The 21,375-nt window shown below is 73.0% G+C and carries 20 protein-coding genes; 8 read left to right on the forward strand and 12 right to left on the reverse strand.

Going from position 1 to position 21,375, the window contains the following annotated elements; all coding sequences use genetic code 11:
* Both E1165_RS13035 and E1165_RS13040 read left to right on the forward strand, forming a co-directional pair.
* The coding region (locus tag E1165_RS13035) for a glycosyltransferase (RefSeq protein ID WP_132391162.1) at positions 1 to 866 on the forward strand (866 nt) is incomplete at its 5' end.
* Between the two features lie 267 nt (positions 867 to 1,133).
* On the forward strand, positions 1,134 to 2,006 hold the full coding sequence (locus E1165_RS13040; protein ID WP_132391164.1) for a glycosyltransferase: 873 nt from the start codon (positions 1,134 to 1,136) through the stop codon (positions 2,004 to 2,006).
* A 147-nt stretch (positions 2,007 to 2,153) separates the two neighbouring features.
* Here the strand turns inward: E1165_RS13040 and E1165_RS13045 are convergent, their stop codons facing one another.
* The 4 genes from E1165_RS13045 to E1165_RS30375 form a co-directional block, all read right to left on the reverse strand.
* Positions 2,154 to 3,929 (reverse strand): ABC transporter ATP-binding protein, encoded by a 1,776-nt coding sequence (locus E1165_RS13045; protein WP_243704735.1) that lies wholly within the window; start codon positions 3,927 to 3,929, stop codon positions 2,154 to 2,156.
* On the reverse strand, positions 3,926 to 5,869 hold the full coding sequence (locus tag E1165_RS13050) for an ABC transporter ATP-binding protein (protein WP_243704736.1): 1,944 nt from the start codon (positions 5,867 to 5,869) through the stop codon (positions 3,926 to 3,928). Before E1165_RS13050 ends, E1165_RS13045 begins: the two co-directional genes overlap by 4 nt.
* 246 nt (positions 5,870 to 6,115) lie before the next feature.
* Positions 6,116 to 6,892: a phosphotransferase gene (locus E1165_RS13055; protein ID WP_165945208.1), complete on the reverse strand. Its 777-nt coding sequence runs from the start codon at positions 6,890 to 6,892 to the stop codon at positions 6,116 to 6,118.
* 38 nt (positions 6,893 to 6,930) lie between these two features.
* Positions 6,931 to 7,059 carry a hypothetical protein gene (locus tag E1165_RS30375; protein ID WP_256370669.1) on the reverse strand — a complete coding sequence of 43 codons (129 nt, stop codon included), beginning with the start codon at positions 7,057 to 7,059 and terminating at the stop codon, positions 6,931 to 6,933.
* Between E1165_RS30375 and E1165_RS13060 the strand changes: the two genes are divergently transcribed.
* The 6 genes from E1165_RS13060 (at position 7,058) to E1165_RS13085 (ending at position 12,426) form a co-directional block, all read left to right on the forward strand.
* Positions 7,058 to 7,972: an SAM-dependent methyltransferase gene (locus E1165_RS13060; RefSeq protein WP_165945209.1), complete on the forward strand. Its 915-nt coding sequence runs from the start codon at positions 7,058 to 7,060 to the stop codon at positions 7,970 to 7,972. The two genes, E1165_RS30375 and E1165_RS13060, sit on opposite strands and share 2 nt — an antisense overlap.
* Positions 7,973 to 7,989: 17 nt before the next feature.
* Complete coding sequence (locus E1165_RS13065) at positions 7,990 to 8,892, forward strand: hypothetical protein (RefSeq protein WP_132391170.1); 903 nt, start codon at positions 7,990 to 7,992, stop codon at positions 8,890 to 8,892.
* A 72-nt stretch (positions 8,893 to 8,964) separates the two neighbouring features.
* Entirely contained in the window at positions 8,965 to 9,768 is an 804-nt protein-coding gene (locus E1165_RS13070) for a sugar phosphate nucleotidyltransferase (protein WP_132391172.1), read from the forward strand.
* Positions 9,765 to 10,862, forward strand: coding sequence for a glycosyltransferase family 4 protein (locus E1165_RS13075; RefSeq protein ID WP_165945210.1), 1,098 nt, complete (start codon positions 9,765 to 9,767; stop codon positions 10,860 to 10,862). The genes E1165_RS13070 and E1165_RS13075 overlap by 4 nt, the downstream gene beginning before the upstream one ends.
* A 46-nt stretch (positions 10,863 to 10,908) precedes the next feature.
* On the forward strand, positions 10,909 to 12,069 hold the full coding sequence (locus E1165_RS13080) for a DegT/DnrJ/EryC1/StrS aminotransferase family protein (RefSeq protein WP_132391176.1): 1,161 nt from the start codon (positions 10,909 to 10,911) through the stop codon (positions 12,067 to 12,069).
* 84 nt (positions 12,070 to 12,153) lie between these two features.
* On the forward strand, positions 12,154 to 12,426 hold the full coding sequence (locus E1165_RS13085; protein WP_132391178.1) for an acyl carrier protein: 273 nt from the start codon (positions 12,154 to 12,156) through the stop codon (positions 12,424 to 12,426).
* A 63-nt stretch (positions 12,427 to 12,489) separates the two neighbouring features.
* Here E1165_RS13085 and E1165_RS13090 read toward each other — a convergent pair whose 3' ends face one another.
* The 8 genes from E1165_RS13090 to E1165_RS13125 all read right to left on the reverse strand — a co-directional run bounded on the left by E1165_RS13090 (position 12,490) and on the right by E1165_RS13125 (position 21,185).
* A complete protein-coding gene (locus E1165_RS13090) occupies positions 12,490 to 12,945 on the reverse strand; it encodes a MaoC family dehydratase (protein WP_132391180.1) in 456 nt (151 codons plus the stop codon).
* Between the two features lie 77 nt (positions 12,946 to 13,022).
* Positions 13,023 to 13,979: a hypothetical protein gene (locus tag E1165_RS13095; protein ID WP_132391182.1), complete on the reverse strand. Its 957-nt coding sequence runs from the start codon at positions 13,977 to 13,979 to the stop codon at positions 13,023 to 13,025.
* 8 nt (positions 13,980 to 13,987) lie between these two features.
* The gene (locus tag E1165_RS13100) at positions 13,988 to 15,031 is read right to left on the reverse strand and encodes a methyltransferase (RefSeq protein ID WP_132391184.1); all 1,044 of its coding nucleotides are present in this window, start codon (positions 15,029 to 15,031) and stop codon (positions 13,988 to 13,990) included.
* A 38-nt stretch (positions 15,032 to 15,069) separates the two neighbouring features.
* Entirely contained in the window at positions 15,070 to 16,947 is a 1,878-nt protein-coding gene (locus E1165_RS13105; RefSeq protein ID WP_132391186.1) for a beta-galactosidase trimerization domain-containing protein, read from the reverse strand.
* A complete protein-coding gene (locus tag E1165_RS13110) occupies positions 16,944 to 17,951 on the reverse strand; it encodes an NAD(P)-dependent oxidoreductase (protein WP_132391188.1) in 1,008 nt (335 codons plus the stop codon). The genes E1165_RS13105 and E1165_RS13110 overlap by 4 nt, the downstream gene beginning before the upstream one ends.
* The gene (locus E1165_RS13115) at positions 17,944 to 19,287 is read right to left on the reverse strand and encodes a nucleotide sugar dehydrogenase (protein ID WP_132391190.1); all 1,344 of its coding nucleotides are present in this window, start codon (positions 19,285 to 19,287) and stop codon (positions 17,944 to 17,946) included. Before E1165_RS13115 ends, E1165_RS13110 begins: the two co-directional genes overlap by 8 nt.
* Position 19,288: 1 nt before the next feature.
* Positions 19,289 to 20,803, reverse strand: coding sequence for a class I adenylate-forming enzyme family protein (locus tag E1165_RS13120; protein ID WP_132391192.1), 1,515 nt, complete (start codon positions 20,801 to 20,803; stop codon positions 19,289 to 19,291).
* On the reverse strand, positions 20,775 to 21,185 hold the full coding sequence (locus E1165_RS13125) for an acyl carrier protein (RefSeq protein ID WP_243704737.1): 411 nt from the start codon (positions 21,183 to 21,185) through the stop codon (positions 20,775 to 20,777). Before E1165_RS13125 ends, E1165_RS13120 begins: the two co-directional genes overlap by 29 nt.
* Positions 21,186 to 21,375: the final 190 nt, after the last annotated feature.

Below are 21,375 nucleotides of genomic sequence, written 5' to 3' on the forward strand. Positions count from 1 at the left end.
CGACCTACAACCGTTCGGCACTGCTGCGACACACCCTGGATTCACTGACCCGGCAACGGATGCCCGCCGACCAGTTCGAGGTGATCGTCGTCGACGACGGTTCCAGCGACGACACCGCAGACGTCGCCACAAGCTTCCAGAACCGCCTGGACCTGCGCTACCACTACCAACCCGACGAAGGATTCCGCCTCGCCGCAGCCCGCAACATCGGCATCGCCGACGCCCGCTCCCCCATCTGCGTCTTCACCGACGACGGCGTCATGCTGCACGCCGACAACCTGAACCAACACGTCGCCAGCCACGAGGCCACCCCCGGCCCGGCCGCCGTGCTGGCCTATGTGTACGGCTTCTCGGGCACCGGGGAGAACAGTGACCTGGTCGCCGAACGCCTCGACGTGGACGACATCGACGGCAGCATCGAACGGATGCAGGCCAAACGCGAGTGCCGCGACATCCGCGAGCTCTTCTACGACCGCTACGGCGAGGACCTCACCCGCGTCCCCGCCCCCTGGCAGATCTTCTGGACCGCCAACGTCTCCGCCGACACCGCCCAACTACGCGCCGTCGGTGGCTTCGACGAGGAGTTCCGCAGCTGGGGCGGCGAGGACCTCGACCTCGGCTACCGACTGCACCGCGCCGGCACCCACTTCGTGGTCAACCGGCAGGCCAAGGCGGTGCACATACCGCACGAGAAGGTGTGGCACGCCGCGAGCGAGAGCACCACGCGCAACCACCGCTACATGGCCGAGAAGTACCGGACGCCGGTCATCGACCTCTTCGCCGACCTGCCGATACAGCGGTACTTCGACTTCAACGAACTCGTCGCCGGCCTGCCGGCGCAGCAAGCGGAGAACGATCGTCCGTAACGCCTCACCGGAGCCGGGGTCGACGAGGTCGGTGCCGGGGTCGACGAGGTCGGTGCGCCGGCCAAGGTCGACTGCTTCGGGCTCGATGGATGAGCCGGTCGGGACATGTCCGGCAGCGCAATCACCGAGATGCCCGGATGACCCATCCGGTGCCACGATGCCTGCAGTGCAGCCGGCCGTCGGACCCCGGAACCACGCCACCCGTCCCACGCGTCGCGCGCCGTCGGGCGCGCCGCACACCGTGCCCCGAGTCCACAGGGAGAAGCCATGTCCGACGCGCCGACATGCACCGTCGTCATACCGACCTACAACCGTTCGGCACTGCTGCGACACACCCTGGATTCACTGACCCGGCAACGGATGCCCGCCGACCAGTTCGAGGTGATCGTCGTCGACGACGGTTCCAGCGACGACACCGCAGACGTCGCCACAAGCTTCCAGAACCGCCTGGACCTGCGCTACCACTACCAACCCGACGAAGGATTCCGCGCCGCCGCAGCCCGCAACATCGGCATCGCCGACGCCCGCTCCCCCATCTGCGTCTTCACCGACGGCGGCGTCATGCTGCACGCCGACAACCTGAACCAACACGTCGCCAGCCACGAGGCCACCCCCGGCCCGGCCGCCGTGCTGGCCTATGTGTACGGCTTCTCCGGCGACGACTCGAACTTCGATCTGGTCGCCGAACGCCTCGACGTGGACGACATCGACGGCAGCATCGAACGGATGCAGGCCAAACGCGAGTGCCGCGACATCCGCGAGCTCTTCTACGACCGCTACGGCGAGGACCTCACCCGCGTCCCCGCCCCCTGGCAGATCTTCTGGACCGCCAACGTCTCCGCCGACACCGCCCAACTACGCGCCGTCGGTGGCTTCGACGAGGAGTTCCGCAGCTGGGGCGGCGAGGACCTCGACCTCGGCTACCGACTGCACCGCGCCGGCGCCCGTTTCGTCTTCAACCGGCAGGCCAAGGCGGTGCACGTACCGCATGAGAAGCCCTTCGAGGAGTTGATGGACGGCGTCACGCTCAACTACCACTACATGGCCGAGAAGTACGGCACGCCGGTGATGCGGATCCTGGCCGAGCTGCCGCCGAAGCGGTTCATCGACTTCAACGAGTTGGTCGCCACGGTGCTCTGAACGGTCGGTCCCCCGGCCGCCCTCAGGGGTGTCACCAGGTCGGGCGGCGCCGTACCGGGGTCGCCCGGGGTTACCGGATCGGTGACCGGCGCCGCCCCACCCACCCGGGTGACGCCGTCGCCGTACGCCGGGAAACCGGGCGGCCGGTCACCGGTACGCCCGGCTGTTGATGGCGACCAGTTCCGCGTAGGGGCCGGACCCGGCGCTGAGGGTGGCGTGGTCGCCGGCCTCGACGACCCGACCGTCGCGGACCACGACGATCAGGTCGGCCGTGCGAACGGTGGAGAACCGGTGGGAGACCAGCAGGGTGATCGCACCGGTCTGCCGGCCCACCCGGGCCGCCTGCTCCGCGTAGTGCTCGAACATGGCCAGCTCGGCCTCCGGGTCCAGCGCCGTCGTCGGCTCGTCGAGCACCAGCAGCATCGGCGCCTGGCGCACCAGCGCCCGGGCCAGGGCGACCTTCTGCCACTGCCCGCCGGACAGTTCGGCGCCACTGCCGCCCTTGCCGAGCACCGTGTCCAGCCCGTCGGGCAGTTGGCGCAGCACATCGTCGGCCCGCGCCAGCCGCAGCGCGTCACGTACCGGCTGGTCGGCGAAGCCGCTGTCCAGGTCGCCCATGCCCACGGCGTGGCGGGTCCGGAACTCGTAGCGCACCGCGTCCTGGAAGGCCACGGAGATGCGCTCGCGCCACTGCTCGGGCCGGAACCGGTGCAGGTCCTCGTGGTCGAGCAGGATGCGGCCCCTGGTCGGACGGTAGAGCCCGCAGAGCAGTTTCACCAGGGTGGACTTGCCGGCGCCGTTCTCCCCCACCACCGCCACCGTGCTGCCGGCCGGCAGCGTCACGGTGACATCGCGCAGCACCGCCGTGTCGGTGCCGGGGTAGTTGAACGAGACGTTGCGCAGGGAGATGCCGTGCCGCAGCCGGTCCGGCGGGGAAAGGTCGCCGGGGTCGGCGTCCGAGACGGCGGCGCGCAACTGCGCCATCCGTCCGTAGAGCGCGGCCATCCGTTGCAGGTCGCGCACGAGCGTGACGGTGGCGGTCACCTGCTGGCTGATCTGGGCGGCGAGGACCACGACCAGGATCACGTCGCCGACGCCGCGCCGACCTTCGACGGCGGCGCGGACCAGCAGCAACACGGAGCCGACGTAGGCCAGGGCGAACGTCACCTGGCCGGCGGTACGCAGCGCCGCCGCACGCAGGTCGGCCCGGAACAGTCGCGCGGTCACGTCCGACCAGAGTCCCGCGTGCCGGCGGCGCATCTCGTCGGCGAGCCCGAACACTCGCAGCTCGCTCGCCGCGGGCAGCTGGGTGGTCAGGTCGAACAGGTGCAGCGCCGTGCGGGTGGTCTCCGCGGTTGCCGTCTTGGCAGCCTCCACGAGGTGCTCGGCCCGCCGGCTGAGATAGAGCGACGGCACCGCCGCCAACAGCAGCAGCAACAACAACGGGTGCAGCCGCACGAGCAGCACCACCGTGATGCCCACGGCGATCAGCAGGCCGAGACCGTTGAGCAGCGCCTCCAGCCCCCGCCCGAACTGCCGGATCTCGCGTTGCAGCACGGTCACCGTGTCGCTGGTCGCCGCCTGCTCGTGGTGGGCGATCCCGACCGAGCCGTTGGAGAGCGCGACGAGCTGCTCGTCGAAGTCGAGTTCGGCCAGTTCGGACAGCTCGAAGTACGCGAGATGGGCGAAGTGGCCGAAGGTGACGGTGGCGAACGCGAGGACCGCGGCGACCAGCCCGGTCACCAGCACCACACCCCGGTCACCGGCGACCACCGCGTCGGTCATCCAGCCCAGCACCCACGCGAGCAGCGGCGCCGCCGACGCGCCCGCCACGACGAAGAAGAGCGCGGTGACCGTCTTGCCACGGTGCACCCGCCACGCCGTGTCGAGCATCCTCCAGCAGCCGGCGAACGTCGCGCTCACCTGAGCACCTCCTGCGGGTCGGCGTCGTCCGAGGGACTCTCCTGCGGGCCCACCATCCGGTCGGCCTGCATCCGGAACAGCCGCGCGTACCGGCCGCCGGCCGCCATCAGCTCCTCGTGGCTGCCCCGCTCGACCACCCGGCCGTGTTCCAGGACGACGATCACGTCGGCATGCCGGACGGTGGAGAACCGATGGGAGATCAGCAGGCTGGTGACGCCCCGGGTCAGCTCGGCGAACTGGTCGAAGAAGCGGGCCTCGGCACGTACGTCGAGGTTCGCGGTCGGCTCGTCGAGGACCACGATCGACGCGCCGTGCTGCACCGCGAAGAGCGCCCGGGCCAGCGCCACCCGCTGCCACTGACCGCCGGAGAGCTCCGCCCCGCCGGTGAGGTGACGGGCCAGCGGGGTGTCCAGGCCTGCGGGGAGCCGGTCCAGGGACTCCGTCAACCCCACGGACGCGACCGCCCTCCGCACCCCGGCCCGGTCGTCGCGGTGGTCGACCGCCCCGAAGGCGATGTTGTCGGCGACCGAGGTCTCGTACCGCAGGAAGTCCTGGAAGATGACGCCGATCGCGGCACGCCACTCGGGGACGGGGAACGAACGGATGTCCACCCCGTCGGCCCGCACCACCCCACCGGTCGGCTCGTAGAGTCGGGCCAGGAGCTTGACCAGTGTGGTCTTGCCGGCACCGTTGACGCCGACGATCGCCGTGCACTTGCCGGCCGGGATCCGCAGGTCGAGCTCGTCGAGGACGGTGCGGTCCTGGCCGGGGTAGTGGAAGCTCACCCGGTCGAAGTGCAGCTCCCCGCGCAGCGGCGGCAGCGGGCGCAGCGGCGTCGGCCCGGTGGCGGGCACGGTCGCCGCCAGGCGGCCCACGAAGCGGCGTACGTCGTCGTAGGCGGAGATGCCGACGGCGGTCTGCAGGTCCGCCTCGGCGTAGTAGCCGCCCAGCGCGATCGCGCCGAGCGTCGCCTGCACCACGAGGGCGAACTGCGTGAGCGTCAGCGTCGCGGGGGCCGCCACGCCCACCGCCGCGAACACCGCGACGGCCGCCACCAGGCTCGGGCCGGCGAAGAGCAGATACCGCCAGAGCAGGATCCGCCGGCGGTAGGCCCACAACGGCCGCAGCCACATCAGGTACACCCGGCGGTACGTCGCGGTCAGCCAGCCGGCGAGCCCGAACACCCGGATCTCCTTGCCGGCGGCGGGTTCCACGGCCAGCTTCCGCAGGTAGTGCACCCGGCGCTCGGCCCGGCTCAACCGCTGCCGCGCCTCGGCATAGCGGCTCAGCCCACCCCGGGTGCTGTGCCGCACGAGCAGCACCGACAGGACCAGGCCGGCCGCCGCGAGCCAGGAGAACGCCACGCCGATCAGGACGGCGTACGCGAGCAGCTGGGTGTACCGGGCCAGCAGGGCGAGCAGGCCGGCGCAGGCGTCGCCCGGGGTCTGCACGGCGAACTGCAGTTTCAGCGCGGCCACCCGCATCCGGTCCTGGTTCTCCTCGTCCTCCAGCGGGGCGACGCCCACCGGCGACAGCGACGCCGCCATCAGCTCGTCGTGCACCCGCTGATCGATGCGGCGGCCCGCCAGGTCGCCGAGCGAGGTACGCAGGGGCGTGATCACCTGTTGCGCGACGAACGCCAGGGCCGCTCCGACGAAGGCGCTCACCAGCGAGTCCCAGGCGGGGGAGCCCAGACCGCCGGTGACGGCCGCCGGGACCCGCCCGAGCAGGATGCTGGTCGCCACGATGAACAGCACCGGCAGCACACCCAGGAGAAGGTTGGTCACCACCAGGGCGGTGACCAGACCGGCCCCGCCGCGTCGGAGCAGGCGCACGGCCTGCCACCGTGCTCGCAGCAGGTTGGCCGGGCTGCTGGCCATCGCGTCCGGGCTCTCGTTCAGCGGCACCTCGACCGGGAGATCCCTCCGGTGATCGCCCACCACACCTCCAGCGTCGGTCCTCGTCCACCCGGGCCCGAGCGCCGCGGGTGCGGATGTCCGCCCGGATCGCGACGGGACACGGTCGCCGGACGCTGTCCGGTCGGCCTCCGTCGCCGGGGTCGGCGTCTTGTCGAGCCCGGCCACGGTCGTCGGTGGCCCCGCTCGGAACGGGTGGTACCGGGCTCCGCGTCCATGCTGGACGTAGGGGTGGTGGGCACGCATCTTCCAACGTGCGCGGCCCGGCGGTCAGGTGCCGGTGCGCCGCCGATGTCGGTGCAGCTCGGCCAGCCGGCGGCGCGCGTACACCGGCTCGGCCTGCCAGCAGGTCGCCGTCTCCCAGGCCAGGCCGGCGGCGCGCAGCTGTGCCCGGTCGCCCGGCCACGGCGTCGGCACCTCGTCGGGTAGGAACGCGTAGTCGAACCAGGGCACGTCCACCCGCGCCTCGTCCCAGTCGAGCAGGGTGACCCGGGATCCGTCGACGAGCACGTTGGTGGGGCCGACGTCGCCGTGCACCACGCAGCGCGGCCCCTGCTGCACCGGAAGCCAGGCCGATCGCACCAGCCGGGCCACCGGGGCCGGCGCCGCGTCCAGCCGCACATCGCCGCCCCGGTCACCGTCGAGCAGCGCCCCGCTGGCGGCGAACCCGGGGCGCTGCGGCCAGCCGCCCGTCGCCGCGTGCAGCACCGCGAGCTGCTCGGCCACCCGCCGCCAGTCGGCGACGTCGGCCGGATACCGGCCGGGGACGAACTCGCTGACCAGCAGCCCGTCCACGTGCCGGCGGCCGTCGTCGGTGGGCACCAGCGCCGGGGCCGCCACCCCGCAGTCGCGCACGTGCTCCAGCAGGTCCAACTCCCACTCCAGGGCGGCGCGGGGGCGGGTGGACCGGCGGACCACCAGCGGCCTCCCCGCCCGCTCGGCCAGCATCACCTCGTTGCGATGCCCGCCGGGTAGCGCCCGGACCAACTCCACGCCGGTCCACGCCGCGAGCGCGGCCCATCCCCCGCCGCGAGCAGGTTCGTCCACGCCGCCACCCTCGTTGTCGCCGGCCGTACCGGCCCAGGTTAACCGGGCAGGACGGTGGCGACCATGCCGAGACCCGGCCGGTTGGGGCGACGCTGGTGCTGGCCGCATGGGTACGCCCGCACGGAGAGCTGTTCCCCGGCGAGGGCGATGGAAAGACTCAGCGACATGAGTGTTGAGGTCGCTGGTACGGGCGTCGACCTGTCCGGTGTGGCCCGGACCGCCCGGTGGACCGCCGCGGCACGGGCGCGGGAGACGGCGCGGCCGGACCGCCTCTTCGACGACAGGTTCGCCGCCCTGCTCGCCGGCGACGACGGACCGGCGTTGCTACGGCACTTCCACACCGAGCGGGCCGCCTCCGACGGCAACCCGGTGCTGCCCATCCGTACCCGGTGGTTCGACGACTTCCTGCGCGGCGGCGTGACGGAGGGCTGCCAGGTGGTAGGGCTCGGCGCGGGGCTGGACACCCGGGCGTACCGGCTGGACTGGCCGCCGGGAACCGTGCTGTTCGAGGTGGATCAGGCCGGCGTGCTGACGTACAAGAGGGACCGGCTCTCCCGGGTCGCCGACGTGCCCCGCTGCGAGTGCCGGACCGTGGCGGCCGACCTGACCGGTGAGTGGGGGCCGGCGCTGCTGGACGCCGGGTTCGACCCGGCGGCACGGACCGTGTGGTTCGCCGAAGGGCTGCTGTTCTACCTGCCGGCCCCGCTGGCCGCCGCGGTGGTGCGCCAGGCGGCCCGGTTGTCCGCGCCGGGCAGCCGGATCGCGGTGGACCTGATCGGCACGGGGATCTTCCGGCTGCGCTACATGCGACCGTTCCTCGACAAGCTGGCGCGGGCCGGCAGCCCGTGGCAGTTCGGCACGGACGCCCCGGCGGAGTTCCTGCGGCGCAACGGCTGGGAGGCCGTGGAGGTCACCGAGCCCGGCGCGGCCGGGGCCAACTACGGTCGCTGGCCGCAGCGCGCGGCACCGGCGGTGTTCCCGAACCTTCCCCGCAGCTATCTCGTCACCGCCGGCCTCACCACCGACGGTCCCGGACCACCGCCCGACGGCGCGTCTGCGACGCCGGGCGCCCATCCCTGAGACAGGAGTTGGCCCCGATGCCCGTTCAGTTCTCCGGAGAGACGCACGGCTGCTTCTCCGATTCCCTCCAGATGGCCTTCGGCGACGAGGGGCCCGGTGAGACCGTGGTCGAGGTGCTGACCGGATCGGCCTTCGGCATGTACCTGCACCACGACGGTCGTCCGTTCTTCGCCCCGATCGGCTGGAACCCCGAGAAGGGCATCAACAGCACGCTCGACCTGCTCGGCTGGACGTGCGAGCAGACCGGGGGATCCCCGGACGAGGTGGTCCGGGCGCTGGAGAAGGTGGACGACCGGCACCGCGCGGTGGCCGGTCCGGTGGAGATGGGCCTGCTGCCGCACCATCCCGGGCTGGGCCAGCCCATCGGCGCCGACCACTACCTGGTGGTCGTCGGCTTCGACGGGGAGAACGTGGTGGTCCATGACCCGCGCGCGCACCCGTACACCGTGCTCCCGCTGGAGAAGCTGCTCGCGGCCTGGCACACCGAGACGCTTGCCTACACTGTTCCCGACTTCAACCTGCGGACCGGTTTCCGGCGGGTGCGCGAGGTGGACACCGCCGAGGCGATCCGCCGACTGCTGCCGATCGCCGCCGACCTGGTGGCCCCGGACGCCTCGGCGGAGGCCGCCGAGGGTGCGGCGAAGGTGCTCGACGGCGGCCTGAGCACGTACCTCTTCTTCCATCTGGCCGACTTCATGGTGTGCGTGGGGGCACGACGCCGCAACGACGCCGCCGTGGTGCTGGCCCGGTACGGCTACCCCCGGGTGGCGGAGGTGCTGGACCAGCAGGCCCGGCTGATCGGGTCGATGGAGTACCCGCTGGTGGCCGGGGACTACGCCAGCGCGGCGGCGACGATGCGCAAGTTGGCTCCCACGTTCGCCCAGTTGGAGACCGAGCTGCGGGCGGCGGTCCGGGCGTGAGAGGCGGCTGTACGGCAGGGCCACGTCCTCGGGCGTGCCGGGCCGTCGTCCGAGGAACGGGAGGCTGATGCGATGCACGCGATCCTGCTGGTGGGGGGGCGGGGCACCCGCCTGATGCCGCACACCAGCAACCGCCCGAAGGCGCTGATGCCGTTGGGAGAGCACTCCCTGCTGGAGATCAGCCTGCGCCGGCTGCGTGCCTGCGGCTTCACCCGGGCGACGCTGTGCATCTCGCACCTGGGTTCGATGATCCGGTCCGCGTTCGGCGACGGATCCCAGCTCGGCCTGCGGGTGGACTACTGCGTCGACGATCGCCCGATGGGCACCGCCGCCCCGCTGCTGCTCGTCCCGGACTGGACGGAACCCGCCGTGGTGATGAACGGCGACCTGCTCACCTCGATCGACTTCGGGGAGCTGTACCGGCGGCACGTGGCCGGTGACGGCGGGTTGACCGTGGCGTTCCAGCGTTACTGGGTCTCCACCGGGGTCGGACTGCTGCGCGCCGACGGTGACCGGATCCGACGGGTGCACGAGAAGCCGACCTTCGAGTGGAACGTGTGCTGCGGGATCTACGTCGCGGACCCGGGTGTCCGGTCCTACATCCCGAGTGGGACCCCGACCGACATGCCGACCCTCATCAACGCACTGGCCGACGCGGGGGTACCGGTCAACGGCTACGCCTTCCACGAGTCCTGGCACGACGTGGGCACACCGGCGCGCTACGAGCAGGCCCGCGCCGACTTCCTCTCGGATCCGGACCGGTACCTGGGGTCGGCGCCGTCCAAGGGGGCCGCGGACCGGCCCCGCCCGGAGTTGGACGTGTTCGTCCTCGACGAGCCCGTGCCCGGCAGCTCCACGATCGAGATGTGGACGTGACCGGCGGGGCGGGCGACGTCCTCGTGGTCTTCACCGGCTACGGGGGTACGCAGGCGGGAGCGGAACGGATGGCGGTGCGCGCGACACAGGGCCTGGCCGCCCGGTCGCGCCGGGTGACGGCGCTGGTCGGCGCCGCGCATCCGGACACCGTGGCGAGCCTGCGTACGGCCGGCGTGCCGCTCTACACCGACGTCGAGCAGCTGTGCCGGGACCGGGCGGGGTTCGCCCCCTCGGTGGTGCACGCCTTCGACCTGGCCCGCCCCGACGGACCAGTCGAGGCCGTGCGGCTGGCTCGTCGCTACGGCGCCCGGCTGGTCCTGACCCCCTGCTCGGCGCCGCAGGCGTGGCCCGACCCGGGTCGGGCCGGTGAGGTCTGCCGGGCCGCCGACCTGGTGTTCGCCCTGACCGCCGCGGAGGTGGCCGCCCTGCGCGACCTGGGGGTGGCGGCCACTCGGATCCGGCGTCTGCCGTCCGCCTCGGATCTCGCCGGGCCGGTGGACGCCCGACGTTTCCGACGCCGGTACGGGATCGACGGTCCGTTCGTGCTGTTCGTCGGGCGTCGCACGGCCAGCAAGGGGTACCGGACGCTGCTCGAGGCGATGGCCCTGGTGTGGCGGCAGTTGCCCACCACCCGGTTCGTCTTCGTCGGCCCGGACGTCGATCCGGAGGCGGCCGGGCACTTCGCCACCTACGCCGATCCGCGCCTGCACGACCTGGGCACGGTCGACGAGCAGACCAAACACGACGCGGTCGCCGCCTGCGAGCTGCTCTGCCTGCCCACCGTCGCGGACGTGTTCCCGCTGGTCTTCGTCGAGGCCTGGACGTGCGGCCGGCCGGTGGTCAGCGGCGCGTTCACCGGCGCGTACGAGGTGGTACGTCATGGCGTGGACGGTCTGGTGGTACCGCCTGGTCCGGTGCCCCTTGCCGCCGGGCTGATCGAGCTGCTCGGCGACGACGTCCGACGGCGTCGGCTCGGCGCGGCGGGACGGCGACGGGCCGAGCGGTCGTTCGGCTGGGATCGCGTTCTCGACGCCTACGAGTCGGGCTACGCGTCCACGCCCGGTCCGGCCACGACGCCCGCGCCGCCACGGTGAACCGGGCCACCGGTCTTCCGCCCACGTCGAGGAAGGATCCACACCGATGAGCGCACCGACCGCCCGACGTTGGCGGGTGACCCTGGCCGACAACACCGTCGACGAGCAGGAGATCGAAGCGGTCACCGAGGTGCTGCGCTCGCGCTGGTTGTCGGCCGGCGCGCAGACCGCCGCCTTCGAGCGTGAGTTCGCCGACCGGCTCGGCACCGACGACGCGGTCGCGGTCAGCAGCGGCACGGCGGCCCTGCATCTGGCGATGATGGCTCTCGACCTGAGACCCGGCGACGAGGTGATCATGCCGGCCCTGACCTTCGTGGCCTCCGCCGCGGTGGTGGCGCTGGCCGGTGCGACACCGGTCCTCGCCGACGTGCGCGCCCCCGACGACCTCACGGTGGATCCCGGGGACGTGACAGGGCTGGTCACCGAGCGAACCCGGGCGGTGGTCGCGATGCACTACGCCGGATACCCGGCGGACCTGGCCGCGTTGCGGGCGGTCACCGACCGGCACGGCGTGGTCCTGGTGGAGGACGCCGCGCACGCCCCGGTGGTCGAGCACCACGGGCGGATGCTCGGCACGTACGGTGACATCGGCTGTTTCAGCTTCTTCGCCACGAAGAACGTCACCAGTGGCGAGGGCGGGATGGTGGTCGCTCGGGATCGCGCGGTGCGCGAACGGATCCGGCTGGCCCGCTCGCACCACCTGACGGCGTCCACCTGGGACCGGCTCAGCTCGGGCGACGCCAGCTACGACGTGGCGGGCCTCGGGCTGAACTACCGGCCGACGGAGGTCGCCGCCGCGTTGGGTCGCGTCCAGTTGGGCAGACTGCCGCTGGACCGTGCCCGGCGCCGGGCGCTGGTCGCCACCTATCGGGAGGTGCTCGCCGCGGCGCCCGAGCTGGTACTGCCGTTCGCCGGACGGACCGGCGACTCGGCGCTGCACCTGATGCCGGTCGTGCTGCCCGAGGGGACCGACCGGGGCGCGGTGCGCGAGGATCTCGCCGCCGCCGGTGTCCAGACCTCGGTGCACTATCCCCCGGTGCACCACCTGTCGGCCTATCGGGACAGCACGGGCGCGGGTCGTTCGGCGCTGACGGTCACCGAGGCGGTGGCACCCCGCCTGCTGTCCCTGCCCCTGCACAGCCGGATGTCCGACGACGACGCCGTCCTGGCCGCCGAGACGCTGCTGCGCTGCCTGCGGGTGCGGTGAGCGTCGGCCCCACGCGCCGGCACCCCCACGTTCCCGGGCTTCGGCCCGACCGCGCCATCCCTCACCGACTGGACGGAGCACGCCATGACCTCACCATCCGCCGCCACGACCGGTGCGACCATCGTCCGGCTGCTGGCCGAGATGACCGGCCGCGACCCGGCGTCGCTCTCCGGCGACACCAGAATCTTCATGGGGCTCGGCCTGACCTCGGCCAGGATCCTGGAGCTGTTGATGCGGCTGGAGGACGAGGTCGGCCTGCCGCTGGTCGGTCACGTGGACTGGCTGAACCTGGAGACCATCGACGACCTCGCCGGTCTCGTCGCCGGACGGCAGGACGGGGCGGCGCCCCGGTCCTGACGCCCCATGCGGTGACGGCCCCGGCAGCCGAGGCGGCCGGGGCCGTCACCGTGCCGGCGCCGCTCACGCGTAGTTGTGCACCAGCACCTGCGCGACGCAGGCCGGCACCCGCGTTCCTTCCACCTGGTAGGTCAGGAGCAGGGCCAGCTGGACGCCGTCTCGGATCGGTTGGACGCCGCGCAGCGTGACACCGGCCCGGATCCGGGAGCCGACCGGCACGGGGGTCAGGAAGCGTATCCGGTCGCAACCGTAGTTGACCTTGAGGCGTACGCCCTCGCAGACCAGCACCTGTTCCAGGACCCGGGAGGTCAGCGCGAGGATGAGGAAACCGTGGACGACCGTTCCGCCGAACGGACCGTCGGCCGCCCGCTTCGGGTCCACATGGATCCACTGCTGGTCACCGGTGGCCGCGGCGAAGCGGTCCACCTGCTCCTGATCGACCGACATCCAGTCGCTGAAGCCGAGGTGCCGTCCCACCAGGGCGCGCAGGGGCTCAGCCTCGGTACCGACAACAACCATGTTCTCCCCCTGTCCGGGTGCTGGTGGTCTCTGCCTGGTCGGGTGCTGGTGGTGCGCGGACGACCGGACCGCCGGTCTCACTGGACGAGGAAGTACGCCGGCCCCAACCGCTCCGGCGACGACCCGCCGGCGGATCCGCCCGCACCCAGGTGGCGCAGCATCGGGACGTCCATGGGCAGGTCGACCCGCCAGTACGCGTTGGTGGGGCTTCGGTGGGCGGGCCAGTCGGCGGCGGCGAGCAGTCCCCAGTCGACCAGGGCGCGGAGGAAGAACGGATCGGCCGGCCACCACCGACCCTCGGGGTCGCACAGCTCCAGCCAGTGGTGCCGGTTGGCGAAGGGACGCGACAGGCACAGGCCGGTGGCCGGCCGGACCGACACGCCGAGTTCACCTCCGCGGGACACCAGGTGGCGCACGGCGAGGGTGCAGTCGGCCAGGCCGGTCTCCCGCAGGAAACCGAGGTCGGCGGTGAGTCCCGGCGGCAGCAGGTGGAAACGCAGCCGCGCCGCCTCATCGAGAAGCCGCCGCTGCTCGCTTGTGAACTCCGGCCCCTCCCCGGCAGCCGGGACGAGCAGGATGTCCACCTCGAACCGGGACGCCTCGGGGCGGCGGACCGCCACGGCCTGCGGCGCGGAGGTCACCGCGGGGTCGAGGACGAAGGCGCAGCCGGCGCAGCCGTCCCGGTCCGGGCAGTAGGCGCGGACCACGACCGTGCGCCGTACCGCCGCTTCGGCCCCGCCGGCGCGCAGGGCCGCCGCCATCGCCTCGTACGTCGCCCGCTGCGGTGACCGTACCCCCAGCAGCAGCGCCGCGTTGCGCAGGTCGTAGCGGTCGAACAGCAGGCCGTCGGCGTCCGAGGCGTGCGGGAAACCCAGTTCGACCAGCTGTTCCAGGCAGGCCCGGGACAGCCGGTGGAACCGGGTCGCGTGCGCCAGCGGGAGGTCGAAGTCGCGGTGGCCGTCGGGCACCAGGCTGACCCGCGTGACCACCGTCTCGGGCGTCGTCGCCGCGGTCGCCGGCACGGGCGTGGACACGCCGGCCCCTACCGGCCGGGCTTACGGGCGAGGAACAGCCCGTTGCCCGGAGCACTGCGCACCGGCTGGAACTCCACCTCGACCAGCCCGGCGTCGGTCAGCCAGTCGCGCACCTCGTCGAGCGGGTACGTCTGCTGCCCGACACTGTTGAACATGCTCAACGCCATCATGGCGCCGAAGCTGCGCCCGATCGGGCCCAGTTCCGGCGCGGGGAACTGGTCGAGGAGCACCAGCGACCCGCCGGGCCGCAGGGCGGCGGCGGTCCGGGCGACCAGTTCCCGGTTCTGGGCTGCGCTCTTGGAGTGGATGACGTTGAACAGCAGCGCCATCGACGTGCTGCCCAGGTCGTCGGTGAAGAAGTCGCCGGCCCGGAAGTCGATCCGGTCGGTCATGCCGTTCTCGGCGATGGCCCGCTCGGCGAGCCGCCGCATCTCCGGGATCTCGAAGACGGTCGCGCGTAGCTGCGGGTACCGGCGGCAGAGCGCGATGCTGTAGAGGCCGTAGCCGCCGCCGAGGTCCAGCAGGTGCCCGGACGGGTCCGGCACCGGCACCCGCTCCAGGATTTCGTCGACGTTCATGTTGGTGAGGGCGACCATGCCGTCCTGGAAGACCCGCCACTCCTTGGCCAACCAGCGCGGCGTACGCGGCTGGTCGGGCCCGAACGGCAGGGTGAGCTCGCCGCGCAGCCGGCCCTCCAGGTTCGCCCAGTCGGTGAAGACGATCTTCTCGAAGTACGGGATGCCGACGGAGATCATCGGCAGCAGCTCCCGGGTCGTGTCGGTGACCACGTACCGGTCGCCGGTAGCGCGGACGTAGCCGACGCAGTCGAGGCAGTCGAGCAGGAACGCGGTTCCGCGGGGGTCGAGGCCCGTCTTGCCGGCGACCTGTTCGGCGGTCAGCTCCTCCTCGGCGAGGGCCGCCAGCACGCCGGTGCGGAAGGCCAGGGTGATGGCCCGGAAACCCCAGGCCGAGAGCATGTCGAACATGAAGGCGGGCACCGCGTTGTCCGGCCCGGTCAGGGACCGCTCGGCACCGGGGATCGTGATGGGCATGTGTTCTCCAATCGGTACGCCTTGTCCACGGCGACGAGTCAGTGGGAGGACAGGTGGTCGGGTCGCGGCGGTGGGTCGTGCCCCGGACGGCCGGACGGCCGGGTGACCAGCCGCCAGTCCTTGCCGTCCAGGAGGACCTGGCAGCCGACCGGTGGGCCGGTGGCCCGCCAGCGCAGGTGGACGAGCCGGCCGGTCGACGCGTGGTTGACCAGCAGCACCTCGCCCGGGACGCCCGCACGCCCGGGCAGAATCTCCACGTCCGGCTCGGCGCAGTCCACCTCCGCGACAATCCCCGCCAACGCGGCGACGCGTCGGTACAGGCCCTCCCAGGCGGCGGCGGTGAGCCGGCCGGGCACATCGAGTTGACGCTCGAACGGAGCCGCGCAGAACACCACCTGACCGGCGCCGACCGGGTTGCGCAACAGGGCCGGGGTGCCGTCGGGGTACCGGCCCAGCACCTGCCCCGTGGTCGCCGCCAGCACCGACGGCCGGACCCCGGCGCCAGCCCAGTCGATCGGCCACCGGTCGGCGTCCCACTCGATCCGGTCGTGCCCGGCGGCGAGCAGGGTGTAGTCGACCAGGTCGGCGCCGGCCAGTTCGGATCCCGGGAAGCCGTGCAGGTGGTCGGCCATCGAGTAGTAGACGGTCGCGCCGTGGCGGGCCGCGCGACCGAGCCGGTCCAGGTCGCTCAGGGTGACGTGGCCGACCGACGGGCAGAGCACCAGCGGGTAGCCGGTCGGGTCACCGGCGACGACGTCGACGTCCAGGTGCGCCCGTTTGAGCAGCAGGTAGGCGTAGAACGTGGCCACGGTCCCGACGCCGGTGTCGAGGTACGAATGGCCGTCAACCCGGGCCCGTTCCGGCAGGTAGAGGGCGACCGGGGCCCGGCCGGGGCCGGGACGCAGCCGGGGCGCCGCGCGCAGCGCCTCCCGCAGCCCGGTCATCGCCGGTCGGGGTGTGCCGTCGAGGCGGTGCAGGCCCACGAAGCGTTCGCCGGGGCGCTGCTGGTAGGGCTCCTCCGTGGAGGCGATGTCCTGCCAGCACCAGGCCAGCACACCAGCGGCGCCGTTGCCCAGGGCAGAGGCCGTGGCGGCGCGCAGGTAGGCCGCCGCGGTGGCCTCGTCGGTGCCGTAGCTGGCCAGTTCGTCGACGAGCGGCACCCCGTACGCCCGCGCGTAGCGGACCAGGAACGGCACCAGGTTGGTCGCCTTGTAGGAACTCGTCGACTCGATCGACCCCGGCGCCCAGGTGGGAAAGCCGTGCACCGCGACGAAGTCCAGCCCGGCGGCGTTGTCCGGACCGAACGGCGCGGCGCCGAGCACGCCGGAGGCGTCGTTGGCCTGCGTCACCAGCAGCCCGGGGAGTTGCTCGCGCAGCGCCTCGGCCAGCCCGGTCTGCCAGGCGGCGACGGTGTCCCGGGGCAGTCCGGCGGCCCGTGGGTCGACGTTGGCGATCTCGTCACCGAGATCGACGGCGAGGACGTTGTCGGCCCCGCGCAGCGCGACCGCCACCCGCCGGGCGTAGGCCCGCTGCCGGTCGAGCAGTTCCTCGTCGTCCCAGAGACTGCGCCCCCGCCGCCACGGCAGATCAAGGCGTTGCCCGTTCATCCAGATCGTCAACAGGGAGAGCACACACGCCAGCCCCGCCTCGGCGGCAAGGTCGACAGCCGTGCGCAGCCGGTCGAACACCACCGGGTCGTGCTGGCCGGCCGCCGGCTCGAAGTCACGCCAGAACAGGAAGAGCCGTACGGTGTTCAGGCCCGAGCCGGCCATCGCCCGGAAGTCGCGGCGCAGGGCCGCCGGGTCCCAGTCGGTCCAGATCCGGCAGCCGGCCGCCGACGGGTGGTAGTCCACACCGGCGACGACGAACGGTTCCCCGTCGCGCCGCAGTTCGCCGTCGCGGATTTCGAACGTCATGCCCGCTTCCTGACAGGGGGAGGTGGAGCGGCGCCCCGATCGTCGCCGAGCGCGGCGGCGTACCAGTCGAAGGTCTGCCGCAGCCCTCGGGACAGGTCGACGCGGGGTGCGTACCCGGTCGTCCGTCGCAGCCGGCCGAGGTCGGGCAGTCGCCGGTCCGGTGAGCCGGGTGGGGGGTCGAAGACCTCGAAGGTGGGGGCGTAGCCGGCGAGCCGGACGACCTGCTCGGCCAGGTCCCGGATGACGATCTCCTCGGTGTCGTTGCCGATGTTGGCCACCACTGGCTCGGTGCCGGGCAGGCGGGTCAGGCCGACGGTCGCGTCGACGGCGTCGTCGATGTGGCAGAACGCGCGGGTCTGCGCGGCGCCGTAGATCGGGAAGGGGTCCTGGCGGGCCAGCGCCCGCGCCACGAAGTGGGGTATCACGTGGTCGTGGCCCATCCGGGGGCCGTAGATGTTGTGGTAGCGGCCGATGCGCACCGGGAACAGGTCTGCGCACTGGCGCAGCAGCGTCTCGGCGACGATCTTGCTGAGCCCGTAGGAGGCCCGAGGCAACGTCGGGTCGGGCAGCACGAAGGGCACGTCCTCCGGCACCGGGAACGGCGCCAGGCCCAGGCGGGTGGCGCCGTCGGCGACCTCGCTGGTGGAACTGAGGTAGACCCGTCCCGGCGGGCGACGCCGGCACCAGTCCAACAGGTTCAGCACGGCGCGCAGGTTGACGTTGAGCGCCAGGGACGGGTTCTCGTTGTTCTGCCGTACCCCGACGACCGCCGCGAGGTGGTAGACCTCGTCGAAGTCGCCCACGAGCAGATCCGGCGGGATCGGGGCGGTCAGGTCGTGCCGGAGCAGCCGGGCCCCGGCGCGGACCTCGGCGAGGTCCCGGTCGGCCCGGCCACGGGACAGGTCGTCGAGCAGGGTCACCTCCGCGCCCTCGCGCAACAGGCGGCGGGCGAGGTGCAGGCCCACGAACCCGGCACCGCCGGTGATCAGGATTCGGTCAGCCACGGCCGAGCCTCCGGTAGTCCACGTCGGCCACCCCGGACAGCGCCGGAGCCAGGTCGCCCCAGACGTCGACCACCAGGGCGGGGCGGTTCATGGTGCGGCCCAGCAACGCGGCGTCGAGGTCGGCGCGGTAGCGCGGATGGTCCACCAGCAGCACCAACGCGTCCGCGCCGGTCAGACCGTCGACGAGGGTCGCCGGGGTGTACCCGAGCCCGGCGGTGACGTCGTCGGGAACCAGATAGTCGTGGCCGGCCAGCAGCCGGACCCGCTCACGCAGGCCGGTGGCGACGACGGTGGCGGCGGAACCCCGGACGTCGTCGGTCTCCGGCCGGCCCTTGTACGCCATCCCGCAGACCAGGACCTTCGCGTCGGCCGGTGCCCGACCGGCGGCGGCCAGGGCCTTGAGGACGCGTTCGGTGACCAGGTGCGGGACCTGCTCGTTGACGGCGCGGGCGGCGGCCACCAGCGGTGGGTGGTAGCCGGCCGTCGCGGCCGAGTACATCAGCAGGTACGGATCCTTGGTCAGGCAGCTCCCCCCGACGAATCCCGGCCGGGCCAGGTCGGGCCGGGGATAGTGCAGGTTCGCTGCCGCGACGACCTCCGTGGCGTCCACGCCGACCGCCTCGGCGATCATCGCCAGCTCGTTGCCGAACCCGTACAGCAGGTCGGTGTGGGCGTTGCAGGCCAGCTTGACCAGTTCGGCGGTCTCCAGGTCGGCGGTGACCACCTGGTCGGGGGTGAGCCGGGCGAACAGTCGCCGGGCCCGGTCGGCGGAGCGGTCGTCCAGTCCGCCGACAACCTGCGGGAGACCGGCGAGTTCGGCCAGCGCGCGGCCCTGGATGGTGCGTTCGGGGCAGAAGGCCAGCAACGGTTCGGCGACCCGCGCGCGCAGGCGGGGCAGCAGGACGCGGCGGGTCGTCCCGACCGGGACGGTGCTGCGCACCACGACGAGGGTGTCTGCGGTGGCGGCCGCGGCGGCGGTGTCGGCGGCGTGGGTGAAGTGGCGCAGGTCCGGCCGGCCGGTGCCGGCGTCGAGCGGGGTGCCGACGCAGATGACGACCGCGGACGGCGTGACCCCCTCCAACGTGCCGGTCACGGTCAGCCGGTCCGGCGGCAGGCCACGGAGCAGCTCGGCGACGCCGGGTTCGAAGAGGACGGGTGTGCCGGCCCGCAGCGCCGCCCGGGTGCCCGGTTCGGCTTCCACGCCGACGACGGGCACACCGGCCCGGGCGAGGCTCACCGCCAGGGTCAGGCCCACGTAGCCGAGGCCGATGACGGCTACCGGGCCGTCCGGCCCGTCGCCGGGGGTCCGTGGTGTCGGGGGTGTCGGGTGGGTCATCTCAAGCCTCGCTTCCGATCGGTACGGGGACCACGGCGGCGACGACGGCCTGCCGGTCGACCTTTCCCATCGCGGTGCGGGGCAGCCGGGGCAGCCGGTGGAACTCGTGCGGCACCTCGTACGGCGCGAGGCCCCGGGTGCGGCAGTGCTCGGCGAGTTCCGCCGGCCCGGTACCGGGTCCGAGCACCACCGCCGCCTGCACCCGCTGCTCGCCGCCGGCGTCGGTCGCGCCGAAGACGAAGACGTCCCGGACCCCGGGATGGTCGCCGAGGACCCGCGCCACCCGGGTCGGGTTGACCTTGCGTCCGCCGACGTTGACGAAGGTGTCCTTGCGGCCGAGCAGGTGCAGCCGGCCGCCGGTGTCGATGCGGGCCAGGTCGCCGGTGTCGTAGAAGCCGTCCGGGGTGGTCACCGGCCCGGACGCGCCGAGGTAGCCGTGGAACAGGGTCGGCGTGCGCACCGACAGGTGGCCGACCCCGGGGGCGCCGTCCGGGTCGACGCTGACCAGCCGCAGCCGCACGCCGGGCGCCGGCACCCCGACGGAGGGGTCGGGCGCTCCGCCGGCGAAGTCGGGTTGATAGCTGATCAGCCCGGTCTCGGTGCTGCCGTAGAACTGGCACACCGGTACGCCGAGCGCGGCGCGCGCCCGCTCGCCGAGATCGGCGGCGAGCGGCCCGCCCGACGACACGGCGGCCCGCAACCGGGCCGGCGTCGCGCGACGGCGCAGCACTGGTGTGAGCAGCCGGTACAGCAGCGGGGTGCCGAACAGGACGGTCGCGTCTTCGGTGAGCGCGTCGGCGACCCGGCCCGGTTGGAACCGCCGCATCGTACGAAGTCCGGCGCCGGAGACGACCGCGGCGGCGAGCGCGCCGACCAGGCCGAAGGAGTGGGCCAGCGGCACCGCGGCGACGAGCACGTCGGCCGGGGTCAGACCGAGGATCTGGCGGTAGGTGTGGCCGCCGTGCCGCACGTTGTCCACCGGATGACGGACGATCTTGGGTTCGCCGGCCGAGCCGGACGTCAGTTGAAGCACCTCGCCGGGCCGGCGCGCCGGAACCCCGCCGGCCCCGACGGGATCGGCGCGGCACCGCTCGTAGCTGAGGAAGTCGATCCCCGCCGGCTCGGTGCCGGCCGCACCGTCCGGGCCGACGACGGTCCGCACCCCCGGGTTGCGGGCCGGCGCGAGCAGGTCGGCCAGGTAGGAGCTGCCCTCCTCGACCGGCAGCACGTCCACACCGGCGGCGGTCAGCCCGATCAGGGCCGCGGCGCTGGCGGGGGTGTTGTCCACGATCACCAGTACCGGGGCACCCGGCGGCAGGGCCACGGCACCGGCCACGACGGCGCGGGCGGCGTCGTACAGCTGCGCCCAGGTGACCAGGTGGTCTCCGCCGGTCTGCCGCGCGGTCCGGATCGCCGCCGCGTGCGGGCGCTCGTCGCGGCGGCGGCGCAGCTCGGTCAGCAGTCCGCCGGACGCCGCGCCGGACCCGTCAATGACTCGGCCCTCCGCCGGCCGCACCCGGCACGGCCGCGTGCGCGAGACAGACCTTCGCCAGCCCGGCCGGGGTCGCGTCCTCGAAGATGGTCTCCAGGAGGGTGGACCGCAGCGCCTCGGCGGTTTCCGTTCCGGGCGGCCCGCACACGTCGATGAGTTGCTGCAGCACGTCCACGGCGCGGACCGAGTCGCCGCCGCAGTCGAAGAAGTCCTCGTCCGGTGCGAGCGGGCCGCGCAGCAGCGCCCTGCCCATCAGCTCACCGATCGTGGCGCTGACGTCGGAAAGCCCGTTGCCCATGTCGTCCCCGATCAGCTCGTGGCGGGTGGATGGTTTCGGTGCCGGCGGCCGGGCGAGCCCGGGCGCACCTGGCCGCCGTGCGGGCGCCCGGGCTCGCCCGGCCGTCATGGCACCAAGGTTCGTCCGGAGCCGGCTCGGGCAGAAGACGCGACCGAGCGCGCCAGTGCCCTGCGCGAACGGGTATGGCGCAGTGCGTCCACCGGTGTGCCGGTAGCTGCCCGCCCTGACCGTCGGAGCGCCCGTTGGCGGCTTGTCCCGGGCTGCGCAGCGCCAAGAATGGCCAGGGACGGCAGAACCG

The organism is Micromonospora sp. KC723, assembly GCF_004348595.1.
Classification (GTDB): Bacteria; Actinomycetota; Actinomycetes; order Mycobacteriales; family Micromonosporaceae; genus Micromonospora.